Annotated in this window: 13 protein-coding genes, 1 tRNA gene and 1 pseudogene; 10 read left to right on the top strand and 5 right to left on the bottom strand. The window is 40.7% G+C overall.

Annotated elements, in window-relative coordinates:
• The first annotated feature begins 3 nt into the window (after positions 1 to 3).
• The 3 genes from recO to ABZP31_RS09585 are packed head-to-tail and all read left to right on the top strand — an operon-like array spanning position 4 to position 2112.
• On the top strand, positions 4 to 714 hold the full coding sequence (gene recO, locus ABZP31_RS09595; RefSeq protein WP_139880599.1) for a DNA repair protein RecO: 711 nt from the start codon (positions 4 to 6) through the stop codon (positions 712 to 714).
• A gap of 13 nt (positions 715 to 727) precedes the next feature.
• A complete protein-coding gene (gene pdxJ / locus ABZP31_RS09590; protein ID WP_139880601.1) occupies positions 728 to 1453 on the top strand; it encodes a pyridoxine 5'-phosphate synthase in 726 nt (241 codons plus the stop codon).
• Positions 1454 to 1455: 2 nt separating this feature from the next.
• Positions 1456 to 2112, top strand: coding sequence for a tRNA-(ms[2]io[6]A)-hydroxylase (locus tag ABZP31_RS09585; protein ID WP_005406819.1), 657 nt, complete (start codon positions 1456 to 1458; stop codon positions 2110 to 2112).
• A 116-nt stretch (positions 2113 to 2228) separates the two neighbouring features.
• On the opposite strand, the gene ABZP31_RS09580 is transcribed toward ABZP31_RS09585, so the two are convergent.
• A tRNA-Asn gene (locus ABZP31_RS09580) sits at positions 2229 to 2304 on the bottom strand.
• Positions 2305 to 2542: 238 nt separating this feature from the next.
• On the opposite strand from ABZP31_RS09580, the gene ABZP31_RS09575 reads away from it, so the two are divergent.
• Complete coding sequence (locus tag ABZP31_RS09575) at positions 2543 to 3001, top strand: hypothetical protein (protein WP_139880603.1); 459 nt, start codon at positions 2543 to 2545, stop codon at positions 2999 to 3001.
• Between the two features lie 179 nt (positions 3002 to 3180).
• Here the strand turns inward: ABZP31_RS09575 and ABZP31_RS09570 are convergent, their stop codons facing one another.
• The gene (locus tag ABZP31_RS09570; RefSeq protein WP_139880604.1) at positions 3181 to 3618 is read right to left on the bottom strand and encodes a PaaI family thioesterase; all 438 of its coding nucleotides are present in this window, start codon (positions 3616 to 3618) and stop codon (positions 3181 to 3183) included.
• Between the two features lie 108 nt (positions 3619 to 3726).
• Between ABZP31_RS09570 and ABZP31_RS09565 the strand changes: the two are divergent.
• A pseudogene (locus ABZP31_RS09565) lies at positions 3727 to 4041 on the top strand (winged helix-turn-helix transcriptional regulator); the annotation flags it as partial.
• A gap of 113 nt (positions 4042 to 4154) precedes the next feature.
• On the opposite strand, the gene ABZP31_RS09560 reads toward ABZP31_RS09565, so the two are convergent.
• Positions 4155 to 5390: a pyridoxal phosphate-dependent aminotransferase gene (locus tag ABZP31_RS09560; protein ID WP_005019381.1), complete on the bottom strand. Its 1236-nt coding sequence runs from the start codon at positions 5388 to 5390 to the stop codon at positions 4155 to 4157.
• Positions 5391 to 5602: 212 nt separating this feature from the next.
• Between ABZP31_RS09560 and ABZP31_RS09555 the strand changes: the two genes are divergently transcribed.
• Positions 5603 to 5770: a hypothetical protein gene (locus ABZP31_RS09555; RefSeq protein WP_248133833.1), complete on the top strand. Its 168-nt coding sequence runs from the start codon at positions 5603 to 5605 to the stop codon at positions 5768 to 5770.
• A gap of 49 nt (positions 5771 to 5819) precedes the next feature.
• Here ABZP31_RS09555 and ABZP31_RS09550 read toward each other — a convergent pair whose 3' ends face one another.
• Complete coding sequence (locus ABZP31_RS09550; RefSeq protein WP_138000802.1) at positions 5820 to 7253, bottom strand: sensor domain-containing diguanylate cyclase; 1434 nt, start codon at positions 7251 to 7253, stop codon at positions 5820 to 5822.
• Between the two features lie 221 nt (positions 7254 to 7474).
• Positions 7475 to 8278 carry a hypothetical protein gene (locus tag ABZP31_RS09545; protein WP_248122037.1) on the bottom strand — a complete coding sequence of 268 codons (804 nt, stop codon included), beginning with the start codon at positions 8276 to 8278 and terminating at the stop codon, positions 7475 to 7477.
• 193 nt (positions 8279 to 8471) lie between these two features.
• Between ABZP31_RS09545 and uvrB the strand changes: the two genes are divergently transcribed.
• The 4 genes from uvrB (at position 8472) to ABZP31_RS09525 (ending at position 13989) form a co-directional block, all read left to right on the top strand.
• Positions 8472 to 10493: an excinuclease ABC subunit UvrB gene (gene uvrB / locus ABZP31_RS09540; protein ID WP_248133834.1), complete on the top strand. Its 2022-nt coding sequence runs from the start codon at positions 8472 to 8474 to the stop codon at positions 10491 to 10493.
• A 123-nt stretch (positions 10494 to 10616) separates the two neighbouring features.
• Positions 10617 to 11201, top strand: a complete 585-nt coding sequence (locus ABZP31_RS09535) for a lipocalin family protein (protein ID WP_101160458.1) — start codon at positions 10617 to 10619, stop codon at positions 11199 to 11201.
• Between the two features lie 131 nt (positions 11202 to 11332).
• Entirely contained in the window at positions 11333 to 12238 is a 906-nt protein-coding gene (gene rarD / locus ABZP31_RS09530) for an EamA family transporter RarD (protein ID WP_248133835.1), read from the top strand.
• Positions 12239 to 12531: 293 nt separating this feature from the next.
• On the top strand, positions 12532 to 13989 hold the full coding sequence (locus tag ABZP31_RS09525; protein WP_005019394.1) for a glyceraldehyde-3-phosphate dehydrogenase: 1458 nt from the start codon (positions 12532 to 12534) through the stop codon (positions 13987 to 13989).
• Positions 13990 to 14125: the final 136 nt, after the last annotated feature.

Here is a 14125-nt window from a genome sequence, read left to right as displayed (position 1 = left end):
CCTATGCGCAATGAAGCTTTGCATGGTTACCTGATCCATTACCGTAAATATCGTGAGAAGAGTCATCTTGTCTATTTATTTACTGAGGAATATGGCCGGATTGATGGAATTTTACGTCAGGTTCCCCCGCCACAGTATCAACCTTTAGCACTTCAGGCTTCTGGTAAAGGTGAACTCAAAAATTTCAGTAAACTTGAAATCGTAAATCAGCCTATTTTCTTTTACGGTGATGCATTCTTCTCTGGCTTTTATTTAAACGAATTATTACTTCGGTTATGTCCGCTTGAAGAGCCGATGCCACAGACTTATCAGCAGTATCAGTTGACATTGGTCAAGTTACAGCAACTGGCAGTAAATGCACAGCCCGGGCTGCTATTAAGACAAATTTTACGCCAGTTTGAACATATTTTGCTTGAAGAGCTTGGTTATGCTATCGATTTTTCGGTAGATGCCCATCAGCAGCCAGTTGAACCGGAACGACATTACCATTTTCAGATTCAGGAAGGCTTTATACCTGTACAAAAAGCCAGTTCAGCTACCTTGGCTGGCCAGAGCCTTCTTACAATGCTGGACTATGAAAAAGGTGCAGATTTCTCCCAGCCACAGTTACAGCTATTATCTCGACTTTATCGCCAGATGATTACATCTTTACTGGGTGACCGGCCATTGAAGAGCCGCCAGTTATGGATTCAAAATACTCATTCTCAATCTTAATCAGGAATTTATTATGGCTGTATTGCTTGGTGTAAACATAGATCACGTTGCTACTTTAAGACAAGCACGAGGCACCGTTTATCCGGACCCGGTGAATGCGGCACTGATTTGTGAACAGGCCGGTGCAGAGGGTATTACCCTGCATTTACGTGAAGACCGCCGTCATATTCAGGATAGTGATGTACGCCGTATGCGTCCAGCTTTGAAAACCCGTATGAATCTTGAGATTGCCGTAACTGATGAAATGGTTGAGTTTGCTAAAGAAATCCGTCCACAGCATGTTTGCTTTGTACCGGAGAAGCGACAGGAACTGACCACAGAAGGCGGTCTGGATGTAGTGACTAATTTTGAAAAAGTTAAAGCAGCAACTCAGGCATTATTGCAAGTTGGTTGTGATGTTTCTCTCTTTATTGATGCCGATCTGGCACAGATTGACGCGGCTATTGCCTGTGGTGCACCTACCATCGAGATTCATACCGGTGCTTATGCAGATGCTCATAATGAAGCAGAACAACAGGCAGAGCTTGAACGTATTATTAAGGGAACTGAATATGCTGCAGGTAAAGGCCTAGTGGTAAATGCAGGACATGGTTTAAACATTGACAACGTGACGCCAATTGCAGCAATTCCACAGATCCATGAATTAAATATTGGACATTCGATTATTGCAGATAGTCTTTTTATTGGACTGGCACAAGCTGTACAGCAAATGAAAGCAGCAATTAAGGCAGCACGTTAATTATGTCGACTTTAAACTATGATGAACTGATGCAGCCAGTAAAAGCTTTTCTTGGTTGTGAAACCCCGAAAGCCTGGCTGGATGAAGCACTGAATAATTTAGAGCTACTGATGCAGGACCATGCCAACTGTGAAAAAAAAGCAGCTGGTACAGCAATGAACCTGATGTTCCGTTACAGCTTTTTTACCGACTTGCAAGTCAAGCTGGCACAGTTAGTTCGTGAAGAAATGCTGCATTATGAACAGGTACTTGAGTTTATGGCTAAACGTGGTCAAGAATGGAAAGCGGTCAGTGCTGGACGTTATGCGGCCGGCTTGCGCAAAGAAATTCGTACTTATGAGCCAGAAGCTTTAATTGATGTACTGATTATTGGGGCTTTTGTAGAGGCGCGTTCTTGCGAGCGGTTTTATGCACTTGCACCGCTGGTCGATGAAGAGTTAGGGCGCTACTATCGCTATTTGCTTAAATCTGAGTCTCGACACTTCGAGGATTATCTGGCTTTGGCGCTCGACGTGGCCAAGACAGCGAAACTTAAAAATGCTGAAGAAGATATCCAGACACGCATTGAACATATACGGGAAATTGAAAAAGCTCTAATTTTAAGTTCAGATGATCTTTTCAGGTTCCACAGTGGTGTTCCGGCTAAAACAGCAGCTTAACTTCGAGTACTAATAAGAAATCCTTCTTTATGAAGGATTTTTTAGTTTGGAAAATAATAGTTATTAAAAAACAGACAATAAAAAGCCCGCTTTAATGCTGCGGGCTTTTATATATTTGGCTCTCCCACCTGGGCTCGAACCAGGGACCTGCGGATTAACAGTCCGTCGCTCTACCGACTGAGCTATGGGAGAATCTGAATGCGATTATAGAGGGATTTTAAAGTGGGTCAAGCTTAAATTGTCATATTTCTGATGCTGGAGTCCCATATGCTTTTTATTTAGTCAAATATTGAAATAAAACAGAAAAAAGCTTTACAGTGCGAATCAACTGTTGCTAGATTAATAACAGAACAGAGCGCTTGAGTAAAACCAAGCAGTGTGGATTTAAACCAACTTGCCAGCACTAAAATGGCTAAACAGGAGAAGGCGAATGAATACGCTATCTATTTCTCAGATTTTCTCTCATTTTTCTTTATATCAGAAAAATTATCTTTCTATTATTCAAGATGCTGAACAGTATTTTACACCGGTAACAGAAGCCTTTATTGAGCTTTGGCCAGCTGGTAGACATCAACTTTACTTAGGTGATCTGCTACAACTCTGGTTAAGTGAAAAGTGGTTAATAGAAAAAACCCATTCCTCAATTTTAGATACTCTTTCAGCAACACCGCAACAGATTCATCAGCTGAAGAAAGATCAGTATATTTATCAAATCACAGGCAGCAACTTATCTGGTCGGAATCAGGCAAAAGTCTGGTCAGCTTCACAGCAAGATGTAGTCTCAGTGCCGTTAGACAGCGCCTTTAAGTTTTACTGTATTTATAAGGGAATGACCCGTCCGCAGAAGCACCATATAAATTCGGGTAAATTTCTGAAATCAGCAATTTAGAGAGAACCTAAAAATCCTAAGATAATAATTAACTTTATAGCTGGCCTATGGAGATAAAACGCTTAAAGAGAGCATTACTTTAATACTTTGAAAGCGTAAAGCTAGGTTAGAGTTTGCTGAAAAACAGGCTTGCTCGATTCAGGATTTTTAATCTGGAGCAAGCCGGAGAAGAATAACTGCTAATTACGGAGAATCATGCAAGTGGCTGTTGCAAAAGCATAAAGTTTTCCTTCTTCATCAAAAATTTTTCCTTCAGAAATACCAAGGTTCTTGCTGAGATTGATGAGGGTTCCTGTAGCTTGTAATTCTTTGTTTTTAGGGATTGGACGGCACATTTTAATATTTAAATCTATAGTTCCATATCCTGCACCTGCTTCCAGCATACTGTGAACTGCACAGCCTGTAACAGAATCCAGAACAGTTGCTGCAAAGCCTCCATGTACACCACCTAACGGGTTCAGATGCCGCTCATCTGCTTTCACCTTGAAGGTAACAGTACCTTGGGTGACTTCTACAGACTGCATGGGCATGGTTTTGCCAATGCTGGCTGAAGGTAATACTCCATCACGCATTGCTGTGAGCAGTTCAAGACCAGTCATTTGTTTGGGATCTTTCATTTTTCTTCCTGTTCTATTATTAATTTATAAAGTTCTAAAAAGGAACTTGTTATTAACTTAGTGGATCGATTAAATTAAAGTCAATAAATTTTTATATGTTAGATAGAAATGAAATGGTCTGAAACCCAGCAGCAGAATTGTCCTGTAGCACAAACACTTGCCATGATTGGTGACCGCTGGACTTTATTAATTATTCGTGATGCATTTTTAGGACTGTCCCGTTTTGAACAGTTTCAAAAATCATTGGGAATTACCCGGCATGTACTTGCAGAGCGTTTAAAACGTTTGGTTGAAGAAGGCATACTGGAAAAACAAAGTTATATAGACCGCCAGCAACGTTTTGAGTACGTGCTGACTGGCAAAGGTAGGGACTTAAAACCTATTTTAATGGCAATCGTCGAGTGGGGTGTGCAGTGGACAGATGCAGAAAAACCAAAATTTTCTTTGAAAAAAGAAATATTGGAAGAATTAAAATAGACGGTGAACCCGAGCTAAAAAAAGCCTGCTATGTAAGCAGGCTTTTCTAATTATAGGATTTATTTGGCAGCTTTTTCAGCCTCAACAGAAGCAACAGCTGCATCTACACCTTCAATGGAGTCTGCTGCTTTTTTAATACGTGCCAGAGCATCTACCAGTACTTCATCAGCAGTAGCATAAGAAATACGCATAAAACCTCCCAGACCAAATGCATCACCTGGAACTACTGCAACACCAGTTTCTTCCAGTAACCATTCAGAGAATTCTGTGCAAGATTTAAGACCTTTAGCACGAATAAGAGGTTTAATGTTGGCATAGGCATAAAAAGCACCATCTGCAGGCAAACAAGAAATACCATTGATTTCATTAAGACCATTTACAACAAGGTCATGGCGGCGCTTAAATGCTTCAATCATTGGCTCAAGTACATCTTGCGGGCCATTAAGTGCAGCTTCTGCAGCAACCTGTGAAATTGAGGTCGGGTTAGAAGTTGACTGAGACTGGATCTTTTTCATTGCCCCAATCAGCTTGGCAGGACCTGCTGCATAACCAATACGCCAGCCAGTCATTGCATAAGCTTTAGATACGCCATTTAATACGATGGTGCGGTCATATAAATCTGGCGCAACAGTTGCGATATTATAAAATTCATCATCCCAGCGGATCGGTTCATACATATCATCAGATGCAATATAAACTTCCGGATATTTGCGAAGGACCTCAGCTAGAGCTTCCAGTTCAGCTTTGGTATAAATCATGCCTGTAGGGTTGGAAGGGCTGTTTAATACCACCAGACGGGTTTTGTCAGTAATTGCAGCTTCCAGCTGTTCAGGTGTAATTTTGAAACGCTGCTCTTCACCGCATTTCACAATAACAGGTACACCTTCAGCAATAATCACCATATCTGGATAACTGACCCAGTAAGGTGCAGGAATAATTACTTCATCACCTTTATTTAAAAGTGCGAGTGCAAGGTTAAAAAATGACTGTTTACCACCGCAAGAGACCAGAATCTGGTTTGGTTGGTAATCCAGATTATTGTCACGTTTAAACTTGGCAATAATTGCTTTTTTTAGGCCTGGCGTACCGTCAACAGCGGTATATTTAGTAAAACCATTATTGATCGCTGTAATAGCAGCGTCTTTGATGTGTTGTGGTGTATCAAAATCAGGTTCACCTGCGCCCAAACCAATCACATTCTTTCCAGCAGCTTTTAACTCAGCCGCTTTATTGGTTACAGCAAGCGTTGGGGACGGTTTGATGGCATTTACACGATCAGAGAGACGTACGTCCACGGCAATATTCCTTCTTATGGGGATTAAAAATAAAAAGCAATATTATCTTAGCGTAAAAACTGCTTAAAGGGCGTGTAAAAATTACTATATCAGTAAAAAAATGAAAAAGATGGAATCACCTCATGATGAAGCTACAAAAAATCCCGGAATGTCTGTTCGATTTGAACGGAAAAGCACGTTACAATATGGATTGTTTTATTTTGAGTTAGTGTATGAGCCGAAACAAAAAGCCACTGGTCAAGCTCCCGTTTCCAGTGCCGGCAGCCGATCATCCGGAGCAGGTTGCTGTGCATAACCAGGTTCGCCCTAAAGCTGAAAACTATGCAGACCGTACATGGGCTCCGCCACGTGGCACTCGGCGCTCTATGGGTAAGCGTTAGTTATAAAAACAGGTAGATTGCCTGTTTTTATAATTCCACACAGTTTAATTTATAGCGTGCTGTTTTGGTAATAATGTTGTTTTTTCTGATACATCTGCTGATCAGCACGCTTTAATAAATCTTCTATGCTTTCATTTTCCTTGCTCGTAGCACATCCCATGGAAATACTGATAGGTTGGCTGGCATAATACTGGTTATCAATCTTGAACAGTTCTTCAATAGTTTGCGTTACAGTCAGTGTTTCAGCTTCTGTAGCTGTAGGCAAGAGAATGACGAACTCATCACCTCCAATGCGTGATGCAGTATAACGGGTGTTTTCAATCGCCTGATTAAGCACGTTTCCGACTCTGCGTAATAGCCCATCACCAATATCATGACCTAAGGTGTCATTAATTTCCTTTAAACTGTTCATGTCTATAAAAATACAAGAAACAGGACGCAAACGGCTACGTTCAAGACGTTTGACTTCCTCAGAAAAAAAGGCCCGGTTGCAGAGCTGAGTCAGCACATCATGCCTGCCCAGATATTCCAGATAATTTTCAGCCTTTTTACGTGCGCTGATATCGGTTAAAGCGACCTGCACCATTCCCCAGTCTTCTTCATAACCGGGAAATACAGTAAATTGCAAAATAACATGACGAACACTGCCATCAAGCGCATAATTAACTGCTTCACGCTGGTGATGCAGATTACCATTCCAGAGTTCAATCAGCTGTTCACGGAAGGTCTGCTGCATCTCGTCAGCAAAGATCTGATCAGTATTTTTTAATAAACTCTCTTTATCTGGCGCTTTAAACAGGTCCAGTGTTGCCTGATTTACGTCGATAATCACAATATCATCGATACACTGGTTAACGAACTCACTATGAACATCTAAAAAGGTATGGAAATCCTGAATATTTAGCTGTTTTAGCTGATCAAAACGCTGTTTGATGCGACTGAAATCTTCTACCCATAAAGAAGTCGGTGAATAGATAAATAATGATTCGGCAAGAATACGGTTTTTTTCTTCCTGACGTCGGGCATTTTCGTAGTGGGTAATATCTTCTGTGGTTAGAAGCAGGCGTGAAAGATCATGTTCATAACCAGGTAAAACGATAGCTCTTAACTGAATATCTAAACGTTTACCAGTTAGGGTATAATTTACAGCAGTACTAAAAAATTCGGTTTCTCCCTGCCATAGTGCTACTAGTTCCTGAATGTGGGTTTGATACATGTCCTGCTGAAAAATATTTGCAGTATGTTTAATCAGATCTTGCTGGCTGTCTGCTTCAAAAACTTCTAAAGTTTTGGGATTGACCCGAATGACCTTGATTTTATGAGCACAGTTGCGTACCCGTTCTACATCTTCTTTGAGAAATGCAGCCAGATCATTTATACCTTCTGAACGCCAAACATCAAACTGTTTTTTGATTTCACTATAATCTTCAAGCCACATGGGAATTGGAGATAGATCAAATATTGAAGAATCAAACAGTTCCATGCTTATATCCACATTTTAGGTGACTGGCGAGAGTATAGGGGTAAACAGATTTTTTTAGAACAAATAAGCCGATGAAAGTAAGTGGTTATCTGGATAACAGATATTTCTGAAGCTGTAATTACTGAGCTGAATAAGTTAATAATCTAAAAACCCGTCATATTTTACTTTTAATATTTCTAGTTTCAGCCCAGTAATTTATAAATATATAATAAAATTAAATTTTAAGCTTTGGCAAGTCGATTGACCGGATGCTCAATTTCAATTTCTCCTTCCCAAAGGCGAATAAAATCCTGTTCATTAAAATCATAAAGTTCCATCAATGCGATGATGACACCAGTAAACACCAAGGCTCCTTCAGTATTTTCCGGGAAATCATAAATTTTACCATTGAATTTAGATAAAATATCACTGATTTCATGTTCGCGGCCACGTCCATAGCGGTCACGAGGATACATATCTTCATTAAGTACAATCAGGGCAACGGCTTTTTCAGCTTTTTTCAACCGGGTTTTGTCTAAAGCCGCCTCAAACGAGTCACTACCATGATTAAAATAGAAAATGACCTCATCATTAATAAATTGTCTTACCATATCTCGGGTCAGGGTCGGAAACTGTTTTAAAGCATTTCGTTCTACATACGGCTTAAAAGATTCAGGGAGTATCACATTTTTTGAAATACCTTTAAAAAATGGAGCAATATCTGAAACTTTGTAGCCTGCAATACCACAGCCCAAGGCGGTAATAAAATATTTCATTTTAGGATGGTTACGGGTATAAACCTTGAAATCCTCTACATAATGCTCAATCTGGCTAAGTGGCATTTGCTGAATATGCTCGTTTAAAGTGGGGATAGCATAACTTTGCCCCGCCCAACCTCGACCCACACCTTTTACTGCTCCAAAATACTGGTGGGCTACCCGGGCAGCGCCATCACTGTGTTCGCCTGCTAGATTACTGCCAAATACAAATACAGTATCTTCAGGCAAAGCTTTGATAATACTTTCATCGTGATATTGGTAGACCATATTAACCAGACTTTTTAGAGAAGTGTGTTGTCATGTTGCCGCTGAAAATGCATAGGGTCAAGTGAAATCTTGAGCGCTTTGAAGTGTAACCAAAACATAGCAAAAAGCTATCAGGAAACGCTTAAACATAAAAGAGTTAGTGCCCGAATTCTGTTAAAATATACAGGTCAATCATGAGCAGAGAAGAGTATCAGTGAGCGAGAGCCGTCCTTTTGAATTGATTACACAGTATGCGCCTGCCGGAGACCAGCCACAGGCTATTGAGAAACTGGTTAAAGGCATCCAGCAAGGGTATAAAAGTCAACTGTTACTTGGGGTGACAGGTTCAGGTAAGACCTATACTATGGCGAATGTCATTGCACAAACCCAGCGGCCCACTATTGTAATGGCACATAATAAGACTTTAGCTGCCCAGCTCTATGGCGAATTTAAAGCTTTTTTCCCCAATAATGCCGTTGAATACTTCGTCAGTTATTATGACTATTATCAACCAGAAGCTTATGTTCCATCCTCTGATACCTTTATTGAAAAAGATGCAGCAATTAATGACCACATTGACCAGATGCGGTTGTCTGCTACCCGTTCTTTACTAGAACGTCGTGATGCTATTATTGTCGCTTCGGTCTCTGCTATTTATGGCTTGGGTGATCCTGAAGCCTATATGAAAATGCTACTGCATATTGTTCAGGGAGACCGTGTTGGCCGTGACGATATTATCCGCCGTCTTGTAGAGATGCAATATACCCGTAACGAGCTTGAGTTTGTACGTGGTACCTATCGGATCCGTGGCGAAATTATGGATATCTTTCCGGCAGAGTCAGAACAGAATGCGATCCGTATTGAACTATTTGATGACGAGGTAGATTCAATACGCTGGTTTGACCCTTTAACTGGCAAAATGCTGCGCAAGGTACCCCGTGTAACAATTTACCCGAAAAGTCACTATGTGACACCAAAAGATAATCTGGTTCGTGCAATTGATACTATTCGTGACGAGCTAAAAGACCAGCTTAAATTCTTTCGCGAACACGATAAACTGCTTGAAGCCCAGCGTATCGAACAACGTACCCGGTATGATCTGGAAATGATGCAACAGCTGGGTTATACCAACGGTATCGAAAACTATTCACGCCACTTATCTGGACGTCGTCCGGGTGATGCACCTCCGACTCTGTTTGACTATGTACCTGATGATGCTCTGCTGATTATTGATGAATCACATGTTACTGTACCGCAAATTGGAGCCATGTATAAAGGTGACCGTTCCCGTAAAGAGAACCTGGTAAATTATGGCTTCCGTTTGCCTAGTGCGCTGGATAACCGTCCCATGAGATTTGAGGAATGGGAGCGGATTATACCCACTACGGTCTTTGTAAGTGCTACGCCTGCCCGTTATGAACTGGAAAAGTCAGAACAGGTAGTAGAGCAGGTAGTACGGCCAACCGGACTGATTGATCCGGAAATTGAAATACGTCCAGTATTAACTCAGGTCGATGATGTCCTATCAGAAATTAATATACGTAAAAATTTAAATGAGCGTGTACTGGTGACCACTCTTACTAAGCGTATGGCTGAAGATTTAACTGCTTATTTGAAAGAATACGGAGTAAAGGTAGCCTATCTTCATTCAGATATCGATACTGTGGAGCGAGTAAAAATTATTCATGAACTTCGTACCGGGGTGTTTGATGTATTGGTCGGCATTAACTTGTTACGTGAAGGCCTGGATATGCCGGAAGTATCCCTTGTCGCGATTCTGGATGCAGATAAGGAAGGTTTTTTGCGTTCCGAGCGTTCACTCATTCAGACCATTGGTCGCGCCGCACGTAATATTAAGGGCAAGGCAATCTTATATGCTGACCGCATTACGGACTCTATGCAAAAAGCAATTGATGAAACAGAGCGTCGCCGCAACAAACAGATTGAATTTAATGAATTGCATGGAATTATTCCGCGTAGTGCAGTGCGTCAGGTCATTAAAGAAATTGATACTGGAGAAGTATTAGCTGAGGACGAGATTGATGAGAAAATCACCGCGCAGGCACTTTCTCTGACAGCCGATGAACGGCATATTTTAGCTGATCCAAAACTTCTAAGTAAGCATATGGCGAAGCTGGAAAAAGAAATGCTTAAAGCTTCTAAAGAGTTACAGTTTGAACAGGCAGCCCGTCTTCGTGATGAAATTCTGCGGCTAAAAGCCCAAATGTTACAATAGTGGCAGGCTGAAAGTTTTTCGCAGCAAATTCATAACATAACACTACAAAGAGTGCAAAAAGAACGAGTTAAGTTAGATTATTCTGTGAAATAACTCTTTCATTTCTACGAGGTTTCATGTGCTATGACTAAAAATATATCAAAAGCAGGTTGGCAATTAACAAAGATTGCAGTAGGGGGAGCATTGCTAACTGGTCTTGCTGTCGGGACAATGGCGTATGCGCAAAGTAAAACCATGCCTGTGGTTGAGCGAGTTGAACTGGATAAGTATCTGGGTGTATGGTACGAAGTAGCCCGAAAACCTATGTACTTTCAGCGAAAATGTGCGCGTGATGTTACAGCTACCTATACTTTAAATGAAAATGGCAACATAACAGTAGATAATCGCTGCTATACCCAGGAAGGTAAAATGATGCGTTCATTAGGTGAAGCATATGTGATTAACCCTCCATTTAACAGTAAACTTGAAGTCAGTTTCCTGCCAGAGGCAATTCGTTGGTTACCCTTAGGCCGAGGCGATTATTGGATCTTGAAGCTTGATGACAATTACCAGACAGTACTGGTAGGGGAACCTTCTCGCAAGTACCTGTGGGTACTGTCACGTACACCACAGATTAAACAGGACGTGGTAAATGAATACCTGAATTACGCTTCTTCATTGGGTTATAAGCTTGATGATATTATTCATACTCAACATACGACTAAATAATAGATCTGTCTTAATCTTCTAAGTCTTAAAAAAACATGTTTAAGCATGATTTTTAAATAAATAGATGAATTTTCCATTTATCTTTTCTGCTCCTTTATAATACAAGATTAAAAATAGAGGGGCAGTAGAAAGTGTTTAAAGGCGTTGTGCTATCCGTTACAGCATCAGTCACCTTCGGGGTTCTCTATTTTTTTACAACCTTTCTTGCTCCTCTTAATAGTGAGCAAACCTTTGCTTGGCGTATGCTATCAACTTTACCATTTCTGACATTTTTTATGTATTGGAGTGGTGATTTTAAATATATTTCTGCTATTTGGCAGCGGCTTAAAGCCAAACCTCAATTTATTCTAATGTTATTGGTTAGCTCCATTTTATGTACTTCCCAGTTATGGCTCTTTCTGTGGGGTCCAATGAATGGACGAGGCTTACAGGTTTCATTGGGCTATTTCTTATTACCACTGGTCATGGTGCTGATAGGGTGTATTTTATTTAAAGAAAAGTTATCAAGATTTCAGGTGGTGGCAGTAGCACTGGCAGCTATAGGTGTTGGCCATGAACTCTGGCGAATCGGAGGTATAGCTTGGGAAACAGCCTATGTCGCTATAGCCTATCCCTTTTACTTCTTTTTGCGAAAAAAAATTCATACAGATCATCTGGGAGGCTTCTGGTGGGATATTGTATTAATTCTTCCGGTTGCAATTTATTTGAGCAGCATTGGTCTACATAGTTACAGTCAGTTTCTTGCTTATCCCCACCTATTCCCGGCGATAGCAGGTCTGGGAGCGTTAAGTGCATTAGGCTTGGGCAGTTATATTTTGGCAAGCCGTTATTTGCCTATGGTAATTTTTGGCTTGCTCAGCTATCTGGAACCTGTACTGCTAGCCTTGGCTTCAGTTGCCTTGGGCGAAGCAATCTCAGGCGATGAATGGCTGACCTATATTCCTATCTGGTGTGCAGTATTGGTGTTAGTAGTAGAAGGAAGCTTACATTTATACCGACAGCAAAAAAATAAACAGGATCTGGTACGTAATCTGTAATCTTACCAGACCCGTTTAAAAGATGACTAGCTAGAGTCTTGAGTAAGAACTACATGATTTGCTAAGTGATTTTATTCACCCAATTTAAGTATTCATGTCTCTAGAATTCTGAACAGATAAGCCTGTAAGATAATTTTGTAAAAAATTAGCGATATTTTATGAAATTATAAGCAATATATTGGAAAATATGACCAGCCCTTTCAGCTTTTGTTTCATTCTTGCCGATAATTCCATTACAATTATCGGGTTTTGAAATTCACGCCTAGATACATTATTAATTAGAGGACGTATTTGTGAGCAAAGACACTATCATCGCCCTGCACGCAGAACACCAAGGTCGCTGGAAAAACCGTGAAGAAATTGCGGAACGGATGATTGCGCTGATTGGCCAGTTATACCGTGAAAAAAATATTGTCACTTCTGTTTATGGCCGTTCTTTAGTTAACCGTTCAGTAATCCAGATTTTAAAAGCCCATCGTCGTACCCGCGTAATGGATGTAGAGCTTTCTGTTGTTCATACTTTTCCAATCCTTGAGGCATTGGTAAAAATCGATAATATCGGTTCTGCTGAGATTGATCTGGGTAAACTGGCTGTTGAATATAAGGAACAGGGTGGTGATGTTGACTCTTTTGTAAAAGAGGCTGTCAAGTCACTAGAAGGTAACCCTGCTTCTGCACAGCCTAAAGATGTTGTACTTTATGGCTTTGGCCGTATTGGCCGTATTCTGGCGCGTCTGATTATCAGCCAGTCTGGTCTGGGCCGTGGTCTGAGCTTAAAAGCAATTGTAGTACGTAAAAGTGCAGATGGTGATCTGGCGAAACGTGCTTCTTTGTTGCGTCGTGACTCAATCCATGGTTCATTTGCGGGCACCATCTCAATTGATGAAGAAAATGAAGCAATCATTGCCAATGGTAACTATATCAAAGTGATCTACGCTTCTAGCCCGGCTGAAGTAGATTATACTGAATATGGTATTGAAAATGCTTTAGTTATTGATAATACAGGCAAATGGCGTGATGCAGAGGGCTTGGCTCAGCATCTGAATTGCCCAGGTGCTGCACGTGTTATTTTAACTGCACCTGGTAAAGGTGAAATGAAAAATGTCGTGTACGGCGTAAATCAGGCAGATATTCTGGATGAAGACAAAATCATCTCTGCTGCTAGTTGTACTACTAATGCGATTACTCCGGTTCTTAAAGTACTGGATGAAAAATATAAAGTTATTAATGGTCATGTTGAAACAGTACACTCATTTACCAATGACCAGAACCTGATTGATAACTACCATAAAGCTGACCGCCGTGGCCGTGCAGCAACACTTAACATGGTAATTACTGAAACTGGAGCTGCTAAGGCTGTTGCTAAGGCATTGCCTCAGCTTAAAGGTAAGTTAACCGGTAATTCAGTACGTGTGCCAACACCAAACGTATCACTGGCAATTCTTAACCTGACTCTGGACCAAGAAGTTGATCGTGAAGAAGTGAACGAATTTATTCGTCAAATTTCAATCAACTCTAACTTGCAGGGCCAGATTGGCTATACCAACTCTACTGAAGTGGTATCGAGCGATTTCATCGGTTCACGTACCGCAGGGGTATTTGATGCACAGGCAACAATTACTTCTGGCAACCGTTTGACTGCTTATGTATGGTATGACAATGAAGTTGGCTATAGCTGTCAGGTATTACGTATTGCTGAGCAGATGGGTGGCGTAAGTTACCCTAAGATTCCTGCTGAAACTAATGCATAAGTCATAAGTATTTTAAAAAAACCTGGGTTCACCCGGGTTTTTTCATATCTGTACAAAAAAACTGCTGAACAACACATAGAAATTTATAACAATATTGATGAGTAAAAAAATAATATGTTGTTAAGGAAGATATTTT

This window comes from Acinetobacter sp. FL (genome assembly GCF_040744925.1).
GTDB classification, from domain to species: Bacteria; Pseudomonadota; Gammaproteobacteria; order Pseudomonadales; family Moraxellaceae; genus Acinetobacter; species Acinetobacter radioresistens.
This window is presented reverse-complemented; position numbering and strand designations above follow the sequence as displayed.

Bases quoted from the DNA above. Each gene is read 5' to 3' on its own strand.
- recO (WP_139880599.1), top strand. From the start codon at position 4: ATGCGCAATGAAGCTTTGCATGGTTACCTGATCCATTACCGTAAATAT.
- pdxJ (WP_139880601.1), top strand. From the start codon at position 728: ATGGCTGTATTGCTTGGTGTAAACATAGATCACGTTGCTACTTTAAGA.
- ABZP31_RS09585 (WP_005406819.1), top strand. From the start codon at position 1,456: ATGTCGACTTTAAACTATGATGAACTGATGCAGCCAGTAAAAGCTTTT.
- ABZP31_RS09575 (WP_139880603.1), top strand. From the start codon at position 2,543: ATGAATACGCTATCTATTTCTCAGATTTTCTCTCATTTTTCTTTATAT.
- ABZP31_RS09570 (WP_139880604.1), bottom strand. From the start codon at position 3,618: ATGAAAGATCCCAAACAAATGACTGGTCTTGAACTGCTCACAGCAATG.
- ABZP31_RS09555 (WP_248133833.1), top strand. From the start codon at position 5,603: ATGAGCCGAAACAAAAAGCCACTGGTCAAGCTCCCGTTTCCAGTGCCG.
- ABZP31_RS09550 (WP_138000802.1), bottom strand. From the start codon at position 7,253: ATGGAACTGTTTGATTCTTCAATATTTGATCTATCTCCAATTCCCATG.
- ABZP31_RS09545 (WP_248122037.1), bottom strand. From the start codon at position 8,278: ATGGTCTACCAATATCACGATGAAAGTATTATCAAAGCTTTGCCTGAA.
- ABZP31_RS09535 (WP_101160458.1), top strand. From the start codon at position 10,617: ATGACTAAAAATATATCAAAAGCAGGTTGGCAATTAACAAAGATTGCA.